Below are 16,382 nucleotides of genomic sequence, written 5' to 3' on the forward strand. Positions count from 1 at the left end.
ATCAATTATTAACGAGTAAATCTATCATCCCAACTATTTCACTTTACAGCAAACCCATCTAATAACACCTGAAGCCCAAATGTAAATTCATCTCCCCAATTTGAACTCGTAGCATACGGCGCTAATCGAATCAAATTGGGAAACTGATCTGCTGGAAGTTGATGGTATGCTTCTACATATTCCTCACTTAATTCTTCCTTTGACATACCTTTTTGTTTTGCAAAGTTAATCATTCGAACTTCTTCAGAAACAAAACTTAGCACATAGTTTTTTAACATCGCCGTCATCCAAGGAACTTGTTCATCTGGAAATCCAGCTTGGAGAAATACTTGATATAAACTTTCAATATGTTGCAGCCGGCTATATCCTCTAGCAATGGTTGCATGAAAAATTTCTACTGCATCTTGATATGCATGCAATGTATCTCGAAAAAAGTTTGCCCATTTTACAAGTTGTTCTTTCCATGTCAACGTTTCGTCGATCCAATCCATTCCAATATCTTTGCAGATTTTATCAGCCAACAATTGGAGTAACTCTTCTTTGTTTTTTACGTGATAGTATAACGCAGCTGCTTTTACATTCAAAGCATCAGCAATTTTGCGCATACTTAATTCTTTTACGTTTATTTCATGCAGTAAGTTTAATGCTGTTTGTGCAATTCGATTTCGATCAAGCGGGATATGGATCAATTCTCCCTCATACAAATCAAAAATTCTTTTCGATTCCTTATGAATACCTTTATTCATTATTTTCAGATCCCCCTATTGACAAAAAAATTTGATACATTTATTATAACATTATAAAATAATTTTAACATCGTTAAATTACTTTAACATAATTAATTTCGAGGTGAACTTATTGAACAATGCAGTGAAAGTACATGTAATGCACTGTGGAGATGTGAAGGTTGATAGCCGTTTAGCTTATAAAGACGATCATCTTATGGAGATACCGCCAGTTAATCAAAGACCGGAAGAGTATCAACTATGGTTACCAGTAAGTTGTTATTTAATCGAACACCCAAAAGGCAAAGTCGTAATTGATGCTGCTTGGAGCGAAGAAGTACGCATTCAACCAGAAGCTCACTTGGGTTATGCTTATAAATTTTGTCATCCACGATTACCATCCGGCCAATCAATAAAAGAACAATTAGAGAAAAGAAATATAACGGCAGATATAATCGATTATGTCATCATTTCACATTTGGATATCGATCATATAAGCGGTATTCATCTTCTTGCTGATGCGAAATCTTTTCTCGTAAGCGAAACCGAGTGGGAAACTGCAAAACCATATCAAAAAGCCCGATGTAAGAAGATCGACTGGAACCATTATTCATTTGATGTTATACCATTTGGTCCACAGAAACTCGGAAAAGATTTATTTGGCGATGGACTAGTCTATCTTGTTTTTACACCTGGGCACACTGCTGGTCATATTTCCATACTAGCCCGAGTTCAAAACGGATGGCTCCTTCTTGCTTCAGACGCAGGATATTCGGAAAAATCTTGGAACGGCCTTTTGTTACCAGGAAATACTTCTGACGATCAACAAGCGTTGCAATCTTTGCAATGGATTAGAGACTTTTCAAAAAGAGAAGATTGTGTCGCAGTAATTGCCAATCATGATCCTTCTGCAGAATTTGGAACTTATTAAACTAACAAAAAGGAAGTAAAGATTAACATGCAAACTTTAAAACAACTTCTCTTAGGAGAATCAAACAGCATAAATACTATTGTGAAATTTGCAAAAAACTATGTAACAGAAACTTGGCAAACCATTTTAGAGGAAAATTATGAGGAATTACAGCAGGTTTTTAGAAAATATGGAGATCGCGCTTACGGGATGTATATACAAAAACTCATGATACCAATACAGAATCAGATTTTAGATGCTGATTTTTGTGTAAAAAAAGGTTTTATCATGGAAGACTCAATAGAAAACTGGGGTCCACCCGAAGAACGTGAAAGATGTATGTGGTATGTAATCAAACAAGATGATATCCCCATAGGCACATTCGTTTTACAGTTTTATCATTCTCATACCCAATTTCATCTTCCAAAAGCTCCACATTTATTTTTGTTAGAAGTAACAGAACGAAATGAAATTTTGGATAAATTGTCTCACGCTCCGACACGCATACACGATTGGACCAGCGAAGGTTATCAAAATACTTCGGATGAAACGATTCAACGATGGGAATATAGTGTTGATGTCAGCATCGATGAATATTTAAAGCCCTATCGCGGTCAAATATTTGGCAGCGCAGTGGATTATGCCCTTGCCAGTTGGGGGCGCAATGGCTGGGAACTTGTATCCATTACTCCCACTCAAGGGAAACTGGTCGCGTTTTTTAAACGCCCTACTAAATAACAATGGGGAATATTACTTTCCCCACAATTTTCACTCAGTCTTTGTTTTTTATTTTTGCTTTGCTTAGAGTTATCGCAGGCATAGTTCTTTCATTTATTGCAAAATTCAATATCAAACGCTCACTTTTAACATCAAATCGTATATTTTTCGCGTTGTATTTACATTTCTAGCTGTCATACGTTTATATAATTTGGTTCCAATCAGTTTACTCATCCCGCTTTTGGTGGCATTTTTTTTAGCGATTGACCATAAAACAGCTCCAGGGGCATATATAATTGTATCAATTTCTGGTTTGGCAGGCAGATCTGCCAGCAAATTCTCCTTAGCTACATCATCCCACAAAAATAACACATCACTGCGCATTTGCTGGTCATTCGTCCAAGTATCTGGAAGTGCTTGAATTACAGTTTCCATATCTTCTAGATTACGAACTAATACTTTGATAGATAGACCAAAATGGGTGTAGATCGCAGTTTCTAAGATTTCTGTTATCTGTATCTTTTCCAGATTTTCCACTGTAAAAATGACATTACCTGAATTGATATAGGTTACTACAGAATTCATCCCAACTTCTTCGAACGCTTTCTTTAGCAACTTCATATCTACTTTATTATTACCACCTACATTAATCCCTCGAAGAAGAGCAACATATACCATTATTTATCACCAACTGTTATTTCGAATGTAAACACACTTTATCAAATCAATATTGACACATCTTTCTGAAATAGTCATCAGGGATCTAGATAAAAAAAATCGCCATCCAATTGGAAGGGGATTTTTTGCGTTACGCAAACAGCACAGTAATCTTTGAAAGAAAATAACGATTGTACATGTATCAATTCGCGGGAAGAAGCAAGTTCCCTTCTATCGTTATAACGGCTGTGCCTCCTACTTGAATCACAGGTTCCAAATCATTCTTTCCTTCCGTAACTTTTACCATTAAAGTTCCAGGGCGTCCAATAGCATGCCCTTGGGCGATTTTAAGTTGTTGCATATCCTCGTATGAGAGAATCTCTTCCATTAATAGATATCCAGCAAATGCCCCATTCGCGGCACCAGTCACAGGATCTTCTGGAATTCCAACTGCCGGAGCAAAATCACGGGTGTACAGATCGTATCCTTGTTCAGTCGTATGAAAAGTAAACAGATGTGTAGTGCTTGCCTTTTGTGACAAATTCAACTTTTTCAATTCGTCCATTTGCGGCACAGCGCTATCAATATCCTTTTGAGTATTAACAGGTACAAGTAGATGCCAGTTTCCTGTGTATGCTAATTTTATTGGAAAACGTTGATCGAGAGCTTCAGGTGCAATCCCAGCAATCTTTGCGATTTTATCCGGATCCATATGGACATCTTGTACTTTAGGAGAAACTTGTGTCATCGTAACCGAAGTTAGTTTTCCCTCTTCTTTGGACAATTCTACAGGAACAATTCCTATATTGGTTTCTAATACGATCTTGTTGGCTTTATCCTTCCATCCGTACTTCATCGCTAACACCCAAGAAAGACCCACAGTAGCATGACCACAAAAGTCAATTTCATCTGCTGGAGTAAAGTAACGAACGCGAAAATCGACTCCTGACTGATCACTTGGAATGAGAAATGCTGTCTCAGATAGGTTAAGCTCCTTAGCAATGTTTTTCATTTGTTGTTCTGTCAATCCATTTGCTTCAGGTACAACTCCTGCTGGATTTCCTCCGAAGGCGACGTTGGTAAAAGCATCTACATGATATACCGAAATATTTTTCATATTTTCCTTCATCCTTTTCTTGTTGTTAAACTCAGTTTACAAAATGATAAACAATTAGTAAAATGAATCTTATTGATACGAAGTATGAGTTTTACTTCATGTATGGAGTGAGTCGATGACACTTTTGCAGTTAGAGATATTTTTAAAAGTCGTTGAATTGAAAAGCTTTACCCGTGCTGCCGAATCTCTTAACTTAACACAGTCTGGAATAAGCCATACCATTGCAGGTTTAGAGGCGGATTTGGGACTTTCTTTGCTGATAAGGAGCCGTAATGGAATCTCTTTGACCGATAATGGAAAACGATTGTTGCCTCATATACGAGAAATACTTAGCCAAATAGAACACATGGAACAGGAGGTAGCAGCACTTAACGGTTTGAAAACCGGCACTGTAAAAATCGGTTGTTTCCCTAGTGTTTCAGCAAATCTACTCCCTCAACTGATTAGCTCGTTCCGTTACGAGTATCCAAATATCAAAGTGGAAATACAGGAAGGAGGCTATGATACTATTCATTCATGGATAACCACAGGTATTGTTGATATTGGATTTGTTATTCTACCAAATAAAGATTTTGAAACCATTCCTCTTGTAACTGATCACTTGGTGGCTCTCTTGCCAGCAGACCACTCTCTGACGAAAGAAACAAAACTTCAGGCAGAAAAGCTGTGCAGCGACCCTTTCATTATGCCAAAAGCAGGATGTGATGCACAGGTAAAAGCCTTCTTTCACTCAAGTAAAATAACTCCAAATACACAATATGAAATATTGGATAACAATACTATTATTTCCATGGTTAAAGAAGGTTTAGGAATTACCATCTTACCAGAAATGACCTTATCAAACCCTTTAACAGAATTATGTGCAATCCCGCTAATACCATCCGTACAACGTCCAATCGGATTAGCTGTTCGATCCTTAAAAAACGCATCTCCCGCTGTAAAAGCTTTTATTCAAAATGCCAAAATGAAATCAAGAACCTTTAACGTTTCGAGTTAGTTTCATTGCAACGTTTTCATAAAAAATGCCATCACTAGTGATGGCATTTTTTATGAAAACGAAACCAGTAACCCCTAATAAATTATTTATAAAATCTTTATACAAACATCTTACTTTCATCATTATCCATTCATAAAAAGCAATTACAATGAATAAGAAACAAATGTGATATTCGTATCAGTACGAAATTCCCTTTATACAAATCTTAACTTAAAACATCAAAGATTGGAGGTTTATAATATGATAAACTATTCGCTTCTGGTTTCGGATCTTGATGGAACACTTCTTACAAGCGAGGGTCAAATTACCGGACGTACGAAACAAGCTATCAAGCTATACCAAAAAGAAGGAGGGATGTTTACAATTGCAACCGGTAGAAGCCTCATAGAAAGCTATGGTATTTTAAATGAGCTGCAAATCAGCTTGCCTGTTATTTTATGTAATGGTGCCATGCTTTACTTTCCATATGATAATGAAATACAAGTGCTTAAAACTTTGACGAATCATACAGTAGAAATGCTACTTGCTACTGTTCAAAACGTGAATCCCCCTATTGATTTATTGTTATTTAGTACTACACAAATCTATTCCTTTCGGCTAAGTCCGCAAAAAGCGATCGAGTTGTCACAATTAGGGATTACTCCTTTACCTATTCACTCTCTATCTCAAGTAAAAGAAGATATTATAAAAGTACAATTAATCGGATCTTCAAATAATATACAAATACTTCATGTGATATCAGAAAGCCACTCACTGAGAACAATGTGTGATTTTACACAATCACATGAATATCATTATGATGTTGTGCCAAAAGGTATCTCCAAAGGAAATGCTTTGCTTTCACTTAATCAAATCCTCAGAACTCCAATCTGGCAGACTGCTGCCATCGGGAATCATTGTAACGATATCTCGATGCTAAAAATCGCTGGATTATCTGCATCGGTAGCTAATGCTCATCCACTCGTAAAACGATTTGCAAATCTTAATGTCCCTGCCAATGATCAAGAAGGAGTATGTTATTTTATAGAAAAGCACTTACTATAGAGCAATGTAGGTTTTGTTATCCACCATTTTCACATTGCTAGAATATATTTTGACTTTAGACGCAAAAAAAGCCGCCTAAATGGACGACTTTTTTTAATATGCTGCTATGATCGGACTTAAATCAAAGTCGCGATCACTTACACATGTATCTACGTATCGCAAAATTTCCTCAGCATATTTCTCCAACTCATGATTATAGAAAACCCAACTGATGTCCCATTCACTTGATCCTTCTACACAACCATCTAGTGATGTATGCATATACAAAATTACTTTTCTCATTGATTTTCACTCCCAATCATTAAGTATAAATTCCTATCAATCACACATATCTTTTTATCCATGTGTTTCAATCTATAAATTCTATCCTCAAGTAGAACTTGCAGTATCGTTTTGATGTTTTTATTTTAACATCTATCTTTTGCTCAAATTTCTTATCAATTGCTGTAATGCTTTTTTAGAAAAATTCTAATAAAAGATGAGATATCTTTCAACGAACATACTACTCTTTTTTTAACACGAATGGTTCCACGCTGAATTTCACAGCATGTAGAGTAACTCTTTAAAAAGGAATAGAACCTAAACAGTCATAAATCGGATTTTATGAGTACCATATATAGACATCGTTATTTTTCCAATTTGACAACTCCATACGGCTAAAGCCGTTGGATTCTTGGGACGATAGCCTCATGACTATTTCATTACCAAGCTAACCCCATACGCCCCACGGTTTATGTTTGTTGATTTCTTCTTTACCGCGAGCAAACTTGGTTTTCGTCTGTCACGACTATGCATATATTACCATGGGAATGTTTGTTTGTAAATTTGCTTTTTTCCAAAGGGAAGGAAAATTCCTTACCCTCGTTCAACGCTCGCTTTTAACCCACGATTTAAACCGTGGGTTTTCTCGCCCGCAATGTTATAAGATTGCTCTACTATTCATGGAATCCAAATATACAAAAAGAAGCCTCCCAAAATGGGACGACTTCTTTTTTATGTATGGTGCCGAGGGCCGGACTTGAACCGGCACGGTGTAACCCACCGCAGGATTTTAAGTCCTGTGCGTCTGCCTATTCCGCCACCCCGGCAAGGCAGTAAAAGTTGGAGCGGAAGACGGGATTCGAACCCGCGACCCTCGCCTTGGCAAGGCGATGCTCTACCACTGAGCCACTTCCGCAACTGGTGGCTCGAGACGGAATCGAACCGCCGACACGAGGATTTTCAGTCCTCTGCTCTACCGACTGAGCTATCGAGCCATCAAGGAATCTGTAATCCTTATGTATTAAGGCATTTCGAGCTGACAAAAGTTATTATAACATGCTACTCTTTGTTGTGCAATACCTGATTTTCTGTTGATCGTAAAAATCTCATCGTAGCTTGTATATCCTCATATGTCCCTTGTAATTCCTCATCTGTAAAAGTCGGTTCCAACACTTCACGGGCTATTGTTTTCGGTAATTTTTTTATGCTCGGTTTTCTTCTTGCTTTTGTACTGTTTTCTTGTGGAGTAATTTGCTTCATATGTTCTTTCAACGCTTGATTTCTAGCCTGCTCTGACGTCTCAATATTCAAACGTTTCCAATGAGAGGCAATCTTCTCTACATATGCTTTTGGTAACTTTCGATCACACTTGATCATCACATAATCAAGCAATACATTCACTACTGGTGATGGTAATTGATAATGGGTGAGCAATGACTGGATAAGATTCATTTCACTTTTTGGAACTGCTGCTCCACCTTGATAATGAGCCAAAAGTTCAAACGGAGAAATACGTTCTAGTAATTGAAAGTGTTTCTCTTTTGCAGTCAGTTCTGACGGAGTAAGAGTCATCTCGTTTTCTGCTGGAACAATCGGTTGACTCACAGCTTTTATAGGATATAAGTTGCTATTCAAATGATGAAACAACTTTTCTAAATTTACATCTCCGCCAATGGAAACTTCTGGATTTTGAATCGATTTAATAAGTGCCGTTTCATCTAATTTAAACAAATAACAAGCTTGTTTTAATTCTGATTCCAATTGGGGAGTCCAGTTGGATGGTTTTATGGTAGTAGCCAAGCGGGAACGAACAAACCCAAAATCGATCACAGGGGGCCTTTTCTTTGAGGCAGTTTGCACTGGCTGAGTAACAGATATGGTAGCAGCTGTTTGACCATATACTTCTTGAAATGTCTTTGTCAAATCTACACTTGTTAACCCTTTTTCTTCTTGCCATACTTGATTTTTAATCAATTGGTATTCTTCTAATCCTAATTGTTGCTGCAATTGAACAGCCAAAGGCCTCGTCTGAAAAAAAGTCAAAGGGGCGAGAGGAGAGATTACTTGATACTCCAAATAATTTCCTTCTGTTTGACCATTTTTTTCGAATGTTCTTAAAAGTCCTGCGCCTTCTAATTGATACCTTGCCTCTAAAAGTTGATTGTGTGAGATCGATAATAATTTAAACAAATATGTATGAGTTAATAAGGAAGAAATTCCTTCTTTTTTTGAAGCTTGGGCATGAAGTGTCACATATAATCCAACACCAATAACGCCAACAATTGGTTGATATAGATGAGTTAAAGAAAAAAGGTCAATACCATCCAATGCTTTTTCCTGCCGACTCCGGAATTGGATTTCTTGCCAAAACATAAAAATGTGACCTCCTTTTCATAAATACATAATGGATAACAGGTTTGTTTATTTTATCGAAAACGAAAGACAAACACAATCAAAATTTATTCCGATTCTATGTCATTTTGCTGTCTATACGTTTTCATATCTCCCTCATGTGATCGTTTACGCAAATCTTCCAACTCTCTAACAAAAAGTTCTATATCTTGGAATTGACGATAAACAGAGGCAAATCGAACATATGCAACTTCATCGATTTTCACTAGCCGTTCTAATACTAGTTCTCCTATCTGCATGGTAGGAACCTCTAGAACCCCTATCTCGCGTAATTTTCGTTCCATATCTAAAACCAAACCTTCTAGACTGCTGGTAGGAACAGGTCTTTTTTCACAAGCCCGAATTAATCCTCGAAGCAATTTTTCCCTACTAAACTCTTCCATACTCCCGTCTTTTTTAATTACCATGATAGGCTTTTCTTCCATTACTTCAAAAGTAGTAAAACGCTCATTGCATTTTTCGCACTCTCTTCTTCTCCTGATCGCTCTTCCTTCATTAACTGGACGAGAATCGAGTACGCGACTTCCGTTATTATTACAAATTGGACATTTCATTTGGTAGTACCTCCGTATTGGCATCTCTTCCCTCTAAGATACCCTTTATTTTCAATATCCTCAATGATCATTTTTCGGTTAAGCATACAAAGCTTGTACGGAGGCGTTCAAACATTTAGAATATTGTTAGACCGATTTAAGCCATTATTCTTTTATTTTACATTTTAAAGTATAATAACAGATATCTAACTCAGGGAGCGTATAATATTGAAACGGTTTCAAGATAAAGTGATTCTGATAACAGGCGCTACAGATGGAGTAGGTTATCAAGCAGCAAAACAATTCGCATCAGAAGGTGCAAAACTGGCACTAGTTGATAATTACCAAAATATTAGTGAAATGAGTCTATCGTCAGATGACCAATTTATCTGCGACAGATCATTGCTAGTTTCTGTTGAAGGTGGCATCGATTCTGAAATATCTGTATGTATTGAAGATGTTGTTAAATTTTTCGGAAAAATCGATATCTTTGTCTATGCATCACCTTGTGACTGCTCTGTTGGTCCCATTCGAGAAGTGGAAGACAATGACCTAAGTAAACTCTTCCAACAAATGAACGATATTGTTTTTCACTTTAAGCATGTCATTCCGATCATGCAAAAAAATGGCGGAGGCTCCATTGTCACTTATGGAAATATTTCCGCATTAATGGGTTTACCAATGCTCTCTTCTCATGTGATGTTAAATCACTCCATCATTGGTTTGGTAAAAACAGCTGCTTTAGAAACTAGTCCAGCAAATATTCGTGTGAATGCAGTATGCTCTGCTCCAGTAGAATCAAATGCTATGGATCGTATCGAAAGCAGATTAAACCCAGGCATGGAGCAACAGGTAAGAGAGGATTTTTCCCGCTTCATTCCAATGAAGCGCTACGGAACCCCCGAAGAAATCGCAAATGTAATTTTATTTTTAGCATCTGATGAAGCCAAATACATAACTGGAAGCGTATACGCAGTAGATGGAGGATTGTCTGCTGCAAGATAATAACCGTTCCAAATAAGGAACGGTTTTTATTATGCGATGACACTAATTAATTTTTTTTGGTACAATGATGCTCCAACATACTTCACCAAATCTACTACTCGACAAGAATATCCCCACTCATTGTCATACCAAGCAAGAACCTTGACTTGTCGATTACCAATTACCATGGTTGATAACGCATCGACGATAGAAGAATGAGAATTACCAATAAAATCTGATGAAACCAAAGGAAGTTCACAGTACTGAATGATTCCATTCAAATTTTGACTTGCCGCTTCCTGAAATGCAGCATTTACCTCTTCCATCGTAACATTTTTCTTTAGATCCACGACTAAATCCACAACGGAAACATTTGGTGTTGGTACACGTAGAGAGAAACCATTCAATTTTCCTTTTAGTTCTGGTATAACTACTCCTAACGCTTTTGCTGCTCCTGTTTTGGTAGGTATAATGGATTGGGAACAAGCTCTCGCACGTCGCAAATCTTTATGCGGATTATCCAGATTTTTTTGGTCATTGGTGTATGAATGGACAGTGGTCATCAATCCATATTCAATTCCAAAGCGGTCATTTAATACTTTTGCTATAGGTGCTAAACCGTTTGTTGTACAAGAAGCATTAGAAATAATATGATGTTGTTCTGAATCATAGATACCATGGTTTACTCCCATAACGATTGTAGCATCTTCATCTTTACCTGGAGCAGTGATCACCACTTTTTTTGCTCCTGCTTGTAAATGAAGAGAAGCACCTTCTCGGTCGCAAAATTTTCCTGTAGCTTCCACTACCACATCAACATTCATTTGCTCCCATGGCAGCTCCAACGGATTCCGGTTAGATACAAGACGAACAAGCTGACCATTTACGCGTAAATTACCATCTTCGACTAATACCTCTTCATCGAAAAAACCATGTATTGTATCAAATTTTATAAGATGTGCTAAGGTTTCCGCTGGATAACTCGCATTAATCGCTACTACTTCACAAGTAGGATCTGTTATAGACTTACGAAATACCATTCTCCCAATTCGACCAAAACCATTTATAGCAATGCGTAGTTTCATTTAATTTAGTTTCCCCTTCCGGTACTATTTATAACATACTAATCCTCTATTTCATTATAATCAGTATGACACATTTTGCAATATAAAACATTTATATCTTCGTGCCTATTTTTACTTAACCGTATTCCAGAAAAAAACACACGAAAAAACGGACAATCCATCTGCCCGCTTATTGTTTCACTAAATCCGTATAGAGAGATTTATATTTCTCATAGAAAAAGGTTACCCGTTGCACATAGTGTCGTGTTTCACCATAAGGTATTTTTTGAACATTTTGTCTTGTTCCATCCCAAGTTCCATCTTTGAGCCATTTTTGTACTCTAGTAGGTCCAGCATTATAAGCTGCGATGACAGCAACTTTATTTCCTTTAAATTGTCTATTCAAATCACTCAAATACCAACTACCTACTTGAATGTTCACTGCTGGTACTTTGATATATTGTCTCATAGAAGGAGAGAAATTTCCTTTTCGTATCGCATAATCGACAGTAGGGAGCATTAATTGCATTAATCCTTGTGCTCCTACATGAGATTGTTTTTCTGGATCAAATTTTGTCTCAACACGAATAATTGCCATGATCAAAAAAGGATCCGTTCCTGTTTGTTCAGCACTCTTTACAATATTGTTTTCGTACTCTAAAGGATAGATCCACCGGTTAAATAATGGAAATGCAACAACAAGGGATAGAATAATGAGAATAATTCCTGCAAAAATAAACCTTTTTCTAGGTAGTGCCTGCAGAGCAGGCTCAATCCACTTCTTTAGGTTAGATGATTCCATAATGCCACTACCTGTCTCTTCGTTTGCTGAACTGACCCACTATTATCAATGATATAGTCAGCTAAACGTTTTTTCTCTTCTATTGATAGTTGTGATTGAATGCGTTTATCAGCTTCGGTTTGATTCAAATTATTTCGTAATTGTAAGCGAGTTTGTTGGATATCTTTTGGCACATATACCACAATAACCTTTTGGACAAAATTGGTCAAATTTTCTTCAAAAAGCAGTGGAATATCCCAGATGATAACGGTATTTTTCTGTTGTTCTTTTATTAGATCCGATTTCCTTTGCATCTCCATCATAATCAGAGGATGCAACAACTGGTTAAGCTTTACTCTCGCCTGTTCATCGGAAAATATGAGTTTCGCTAACAACTCTCGCTTTAAGTCACCATCGGATGTGAATAGGTGTCCTCCGAATATATCTTTAATCCGTTCTGCACCTAATGTATTTGGCTCAACAACCTGCCGTGAAATTACATCTGCATCGATAATGGCGGCACCAAGTTGACGAAACATATCAGAAACAGTACTTTTTCCGGTAGCAATACCACCAGTTAATCCATAAACCATATTATCACCGTTTACTTTCATCCAATCAATTATCAGATCGTTTGACATTTGTTACAAATATGTGTCCCGCGACCAGCAACTACAATACGAGATATGGGGGCCCCACATGTATTACATGGTTCATTTTTTCTGCCATACACTTGAATCTGTAATTGAAAATAACCCATGTCTCCTTGACCATTTACATAAGAACGGACAGATGACCCGCCTGCATTGATTGCTGTTTGCAATGTTTCCCGTATATCAGTATATAAGTCTTTTATCTCTTCCAAACTAAGAGTATTAGCCGGTCTCTCTGGGTGTATTTTTGCTTTATACAAAGATTCATCAACATATATATTACCTAAGCCTACTAAAAAATGTTGATTTAACAATAGGGCTTTTATTTTTGTCGTTTTTTTGTTTAAATTTGCAGCAAACCATTCTAATGTAAAATCTTCCCCTAGTGGCTCTGGTCCCAATTTTTTTAGTGGTTCCTCTTGCTCTTCTTCACCTATCAGAAACAAATCCATCGTTCCAAATTGGCGGACATCTTTATATCGAAGCTCTGTACCAGCTGTAAAATGAAAAATAACATGTACATGTTTTTCAACAGGTTCTGTCTGGTCAGCGACTCGATATTTCCCTTCCATACGAAGATGAGATACCAATACATAAGGGTCAGCAAACAATTTTAAAAATTTTCCTCTTCTTTCAACTTTGGTAATCGTAGTTCCAACTAATTTTTCAGCAAATATCTTTGCATCATCAGGTCTGCGAATAATACGAGGCAGGGAAACCGTCACCTGTTGAATGGTCTTCCCAGTCACAAGTGACGCTAGTGTACGCATTACAGTCTCGACCTCTGGTAATTCTGGCATAACTTTAATTCCTCATTTCACTTGGTGTTATCTATTTCGCTTCGTACCAACTTTGACCAACATTCACATCTACTTTTAGAGGAACAGACAACTCAGCTGCACTTTCCATTTGCTCACGTACGAGTACCTTCATATCTTCTAACTCTTCTGGAGGCACCTCAAAAATAAGCTCATCATGAACTTGTAACAACATTCTACTCTGACATTTTTTCTCTTTCATCACTCTAGCTAAATTCACCATTGCATTTTTAATAATATCCGCTGCACTGCCTTGAATAGGAGTATTCATAGCAGTTCGTTCTGCGAAACTTCGTGCATTAAACTGAGAAGCATTAATATCTGGTAGATATCTTCTGCGGTTCAGTAAAGTTGTTACATATCCATTTTTTCTTGCATCTGCCACTACATCATCCATAAATTGATGCACATTTGGGTAAGTTTCAAAGTAACGATTAATGAACTCCTTCGCTTCCTTTTGCGGTATATTAATATTTTGCGACAAACCAAAAGCACTAATCCCATAAACTATGCCAAAGTTGACGGCCTTTGCTTTACTTCTCATCATTGATGTTATTTCTTCCGTTCCAACTCCAAATACATCCATCGCAGTTTGTGTATGGATATCACGATCCTCTTGAAATGCTTTTTGTAAGATTGGATCCCCACATAGATGCGCAAGTATCCGCAGTTCTACTTGAGAGTAATCTGCAGCTAAAATACTCCATCCTTTATGAGAAGGAACGAAAACCTGCCTGATTTGCCGACCTTCTTCGAGCCGGATTGGGATGTTTTGCAAGTTTGGCTCTGTACTGCTCAATCTCCCTGTAGCTGCAATGGTTTGGTTAAAACGAGTGTGAATTTTACCATCCGATGATATCTCTTTTTTCAATCCTTCTATATATGTGGAGTATAACTTTCCAACTTGGCGATAGTGCAGTATCTTTTCGACAATCTCGTGTTGAGGAGCAAGTTTTTCTAGCACATCCGCACCTGTAGAGTAGCCTGTCTTTGTCTTTTTGATAACAGGCAGACCCAGTTTCTCAAACAAAATTTCCGATAACTGCTTGGGAGAATTGATATTAAATTTTGTTCCTGCTAATTCTGTGATTTCTCCCTCTAGACGGTCTATTCTTTCTTTAAATGTAACGCCAAGAGTTTCTAATTGTGTTTTGTCTACCAATACACCTGTCAATTCCATATCTGCTAAAACACTTGCTAAAGGCATTTCTAAACCGTATAACAGATCAGATAAGTCATTTTCCTCTAATTGCTGCTCAAATCGATGAAACAATGACAGCAGTTTTGCAGATTTCCTTGTCACATGATTTGCCAATGGCTCAGCTGATAGCGGTTTTCTCTTTGCACCTTTTCCATATGCTTCATCATCTGAGGGTAAGTAGCCTACGCTTTGCGCTAAAGCAAGATCGCTAAGATCTAATTTCGTTTCTGATGGATTTAGTACATACGCCGCCAACAATACATCAAATGAATATCCATCAGCGCATAGTCCTTCTTTTTGCAGCAGAATCCTGCTTCTTTTCAAGTCATATACTACTTTTTTCTGAGAATGACTGCTTAACCATTTTGTGAAAGCATCCCATTTTTTAGCTATTTCTAAAGGTACAAACAAATGATGAATGTCATCAGACAAAGCAATCCCTGTAATATTAGCATGGTGCGGATTATCGATATCCGTTTCGATATGTAATGCAAGCAGGGGCTGTTCCAGAAAATTATCCCAATCACTGTAATTATATGCGGTTACTTGTGTATAGATATGTTCTGAAAGCGATTGTTCTTCTTTTTGCACAGCATCTGCAAAAAGAGGAGATTTATCTAGTCGATCCATCAATGTTCGAAACTCTAGACGAGAGAACACATCAGATACCTTTCCACTTTGAAATTTTTGAAGTTCCAAATCTTCAAAAGAAAAATGGATAGGTACTTCCGTATAAATCGTAGCTAATTTTTTACTCAAAATCGCATCATCCGCATATTCTCGCAGCTTTTCTTGAAGTTTCTTGCCAGAAAAGCTTTCCGGATTTGCAATGACTTCTTCAACTGTGGGGTATTGGGCAAGCAATTTTAAAGCCGTTTTCTCTCCAACACCTGGTATTCCTGGAATATTATCAGAGGCATCCCCCATCAATCCTTTTAAATCGACGATCTGAGAAGGTTTTAAACCATATCTTTCGTGCAGGGCAGACTCATCGTAACGATCAATCTCCGTTACACCTTTACGTGTATGCAAAACGGTAACATGATCCCCAATCAATTGAAATAAGTCTTTATCTCCGCTTACAATTACTGTTTTCATTTGGTTTTTTTCTGCTTGAACGGCTAGTGTGCCAATAATATCATCTGCTTCAAACCCAGACAGTTCATATGTTTTGATACAAAAAGCATCTAAAATTTCTGCAACAAGCGGAATTTGTTCTGCTAACTCACCTGGACTTTTCTCACGGGTTCCTTTGTATGCTTCATAATCATTATGTCGAAAAGTAGTTTTCCCTGCATCAAATGCTACCAACACATGTGTAGGCTTCTCTTCTTCTAGCATTTTGACCAGCATCATAGAAAATCCATACGCAGCATTTGTATATACACCACTTGAATTAGACAACAAAGGCAATGCGAAAAATGCTCGATACAAAATACTATTTCCATCTATCAACATTAATTTCTTCAACCTACTCACAACCTTACCCGTTCAGAATAAACTCCAAC

General features: G+C 37.3%; 16 protein-coding genes and 3 tRNA genes. 5 read left to right on the forward strand and 14 right to left on the reverse strand.

Annotated elements, in window-relative coordinates; genetic code table 11:
• Window positions 1-38: 38 nt before the first annotated feature.
• Complete coding sequence (locus tag AC5WOC_RS15620) at window positions 39-746, reverse strand: TetR/AcrR family transcriptional regulator (RefSeq protein WP_496056345.1); 708 nt, start codon at window positions 744-746, stop codon at window positions 39-41.
• Between the two features lie 112 nt (window positions 747-858).
• Between AC5WOC_RS15620 and AC5WOC_RS15625 the strand changes: the two genes are divergently transcribed.
• Together AC5WOC_RS15625 and AC5WOC_RS15630 are read left to right on the forward strand one after the other, a co-directional pair.
• Window positions 859-1,656, forward strand: a complete 798-nt coding sequence (locus AC5WOC_RS15625; RefSeq protein WP_496056346.1) for an N-acyl homoserine lactonase family protein — start codon at window positions 859-861, stop codon at window positions 1,654-1,656.
• Between the two features lie 27 nt (window positions 1,657-1,683).
• Window positions 1,684-2,373, forward strand: coding sequence for a DUF6022 family protein (locus AC5WOC_RS15630; protein WP_496056347.1), 690 nt, complete (start codon window positions 1,684-1,686; stop codon window positions 2,371-2,373).
• 111 nt (window positions 2,374-2,484) lie between these two features.
• Here the strand turns inward: AC5WOC_RS15630 and AC5WOC_RS15635 are convergent, their stop codons facing one another.
• Together AC5WOC_RS15635 and AC5WOC_RS15640 are read right to left on the reverse strand one after the other, a co-directional pair.
• Window positions 2,485-3,030 carry a DUF1697 domain-containing protein gene (locus AC5WOC_RS15635; protein ID WP_496056348.1) on the reverse strand — a complete coding sequence of 182 codons (546 nt, stop codon included), beginning with the start codon at window positions 3,028-3,030 and terminating at the stop codon, window positions 2,485-2,487.
• Between the two features lie 181 nt (window positions 3,031-3,211).
• Window positions 3,212-4,126 (reverse strand): PhzF family phenazine biosynthesis protein, encoded by a 915-nt coding sequence (locus tag AC5WOC_RS15640; RefSeq protein WP_496056349.1) that lies wholly within the window; start codon window positions 4,124-4,126, stop codon window positions 3,212-3,214.
• A gap of 115 nt (window positions 4,127-4,241) precedes the next feature.
• On the opposite strand from AC5WOC_RS15640, the gene AC5WOC_RS15645 reads away from it, so the two are divergent.
• Both AC5WOC_RS15645 and AC5WOC_RS15650 read left to right on the forward strand, forming a co-directional pair.
• Window positions 4,242-5,123, forward strand: a complete 882-nt coding sequence (locus tag AC5WOC_RS15645) for a LysR family transcriptional regulator (RefSeq protein ID WP_496056350.1) — start codon at window positions 4,242-4,244, stop codon at window positions 5,121-5,123.
• Window positions 5,124-5,363: 240 nt separating this feature from the next.
• Entirely contained in the window at window positions 5,364-6,167 is an 804-nt protein-coding gene (locus AC5WOC_RS15650) for an HAD family hydrolase (RefSeq protein ID WP_496056351.1), read from the forward strand.
• 93 nt (window positions 6,168-6,260) lie between these two features.
• Here AC5WOC_RS15650 and AC5WOC_RS15655 read toward each other — a convergent pair whose 3' ends face one another.
• The 6 genes from AC5WOC_RS15655 to nrdR all read right to left on the reverse strand — a co-directional run bounded on the left by AC5WOC_RS15655 (window position 6,261) and on the right by nrdR (window position 9,394).
• Window positions 6,261-6,449, reverse strand: a complete 189-nt coding sequence (locus AC5WOC_RS15655) for a hypothetical protein (protein ID WP_496056352.1) — start codon at window positions 6,447-6,449, stop codon at window positions 6,261-6,263.
• 718 nt (window positions 6,450-7,167) lie between these two features.
• Window positions 7,168-7,255: transfer RNA gene (locus AC5WOC_RS15660), tRNA-Leu, on the reverse strand.
• Window positions 7,256-7,269: 14 nt separating this feature from the next.
• Window positions 7,270-7,344, reverse strand: a tRNA-Gly gene (locus AC5WOC_RS15665).
• A gap of 3 nt (window positions 7,345-7,347) precedes the next feature.
• A tRNA-Phe gene (locus tag AC5WOC_RS15670) sits at window positions 7,348-7,423 on the reverse strand.
• 64 nt (window positions 7,424-7,487) lie between these two features.
• On the reverse strand, window positions 7,488-8,801 hold the full coding sequence (locus AC5WOC_RS15675) for a DnaD domain protein (protein WP_496056353.1): 1,314 nt from the start codon (window positions 8,799-8,801) through the stop codon (window positions 7,488-7,490).
• Between the two features lie 86 nt (window positions 8,802-8,887).
• Window positions 8,888-9,394, reverse strand: a complete 507-nt coding sequence (gene nrdR, locus AC5WOC_RS15680) for a transcriptional regulator NrdR (protein ID WP_496056354.1) — start codon at window positions 9,392-9,394, stop codon at window positions 8,888-8,890.
• A gap of 207 nt (window positions 9,395-9,601) precedes the next feature.
• Between nrdR and AC5WOC_RS15685 the strand changes: the two genes are divergently transcribed.
• A complete protein-coding gene (locus AC5WOC_RS15685; RefSeq protein WP_496056355.1) occupies window positions 9,602-10,378 on the forward strand; it encodes an SDR family NAD(P)-dependent oxidoreductase in 777 nt (258 codons plus the stop codon).
• Between the two features lie 29 nt (window positions 10,379-10,407).
• On the opposite strand, the gene AC5WOC_RS15690 is transcribed toward AC5WOC_RS15685, so the two are convergent.
• From AC5WOC_RS15690 to polA, 5 genes are all read right to left on the reverse strand, one after another.
• Window positions 10,408-11,442 carry a glyceraldehyde-3-phosphate dehydrogenase gene (locus tag AC5WOC_RS15690; RefSeq protein ID WP_496056356.1) on the reverse strand — a complete coding sequence of 345 codons (1,035 nt, stop codon included), beginning with the start codon at window positions 11,440-11,442 and terminating at the stop codon, window positions 10,408-10,410.
• Window positions 11,443-11,611: 169 nt separating this feature from the next.
• Complete coding sequence (locus AC5WOC_RS15695; protein WP_496056357.1) at window positions 11,612-12,223, reverse strand: lytic transglycosylase domain-containing protein; 612 nt, start codon at window positions 12,221-12,223, stop codon at window positions 11,612-11,614.
• Window positions 12,205-12,843: a dephospho-CoA kinase gene (coaE, locus tag AC5WOC_RS15700; protein WP_496056358.1), complete on the reverse strand. Its 639-nt coding sequence runs from the start codon at window positions 12,841-12,843 to the stop codon at window positions 12,205-12,207. The genes AC5WOC_RS15695 and coaE overlap by 19 nt, the downstream gene beginning before the upstream one ends.
• Entirely contained in the window at window positions 12,828-13,655 is an 828-nt protein-coding gene (gene mutM, locus AC5WOC_RS15705) for a DNA-formamidopyrimidine glycosylase (RefSeq protein WP_496056359.1), read from the reverse strand. The genes coaE and mutM overlap by 16 nt, the downstream gene beginning before the upstream one ends.
• A 31-nt stretch (window positions 13,656-13,686) precedes the next feature.
• Window positions 13,687-16,353 carry a DNA polymerase I gene (gene polA, locus AC5WOC_RS15710; RefSeq protein ID WP_496056360.1) on the reverse strand — a complete coding sequence of 889 codons (2,667 nt, stop codon included), beginning with the start codon at window positions 16,351-16,353 and terminating at the stop codon, window positions 13,687-13,689.
• Window positions 16,354-16,382: the final 29 nt, after the last annotated feature.

This window comes from Shimazuella sp. NTD247, from assembly GCF_059510415.1.

What these genes read in the sequence shown, in the direction of transcription:
- AC5WOC_RS15620 (WP_496056345.1), bottom strand. Translation starts at nt 746, where the DNA reads ATGAATAAAGGTATTCATAAGGAATCGAAAAGAATTTTTGATTTGTAT.
- AC5WOC_RS15630 (WP_496056347.1), top strand. Translation starts at nt 1,684, where the DNA reads ATGCAAACTTTAAAACAACTTCTCTTAGGAGAATCAAACAGCATAAAT.
- AC5WOC_RS15635 (WP_496056348.1), bottom strand. Translation starts at nt 3,030, where the DNA reads ATGGTATATGTTGCTCTTCTTCGAGGGATTAATGTAGGTGGTAATAAT.
- AC5WOC_RS15640 (WP_496056349.1), bottom strand. Translation starts at nt 4,126, where the DNA reads ATGAAAAATATTTCGGTATATCATGTAGATGCTTTTACCAACGTCGCC.
- AC5WOC_RS15645 (WP_496056350.1), top strand. Translation starts at nt 4,242, where the DNA reads ATGACACTTTTGCAGTTAGAGATATTTTTAAAAGTCGTTGAATTGAAA.
- AC5WOC_RS15650 (WP_496056351.1), top strand. Translation starts at nt 5,364, where the DNA reads ATGATAAACTATTCGCTTCTGGTTTCGGATCTTGATGGAACACTTCTT.
- AC5WOC_RS15655 (WP_496056352.1), bottom strand. Translation starts at nt 6,449, where the DNA reads ATGAGAAAAGTAATTTTGTATATGCATACATCACTAGATGGTTGTGTA.
- AC5WOC_RS15675 (WP_496056353.1), bottom strand. Translation starts at nt 8,801, where the DNA reads ATGTTTTGGCAAGAAATCCAATTCCGGAGTCGGCAGGAAAAAGCATTG.
- nrdR (WP_496056354.1), bottom strand. Translation starts at nt 9,394, where the DNA reads ATGAAATGTCCAATTTGTAATAATAACGGAAGTCGCGTACTCGATTCT.
- AC5WOC_RS15690 (WP_496056356.1), bottom strand. Translation starts at nt 11,442, where the DNA reads ATGAAACTACGCATTGCTATAAATGGTTTTGGTCGAATTGGGAGAATG.
- AC5WOC_RS15695 (WP_496056357.1), bottom strand. Translation starts at nt 12,223, where the DNA reads ATGGAATCATCTAACCTAAAGAAGTGGATTGAGCCTGCTCTGCAGGCA.
- coaE (WP_496056358.1), bottom strand. Translation starts at nt 12,843, where the DNA reads ATGTCAAACGATCTGATAATTGATTGGATGAAAGTAAACGGTGATAAT.
- mutM (WP_496056359.1), bottom strand. Translation starts at nt 13,655, where the DNA reads ATGCCAGAATTACCAGAGGTCGAGACTGTAATGCGTACACTAGCGTCA.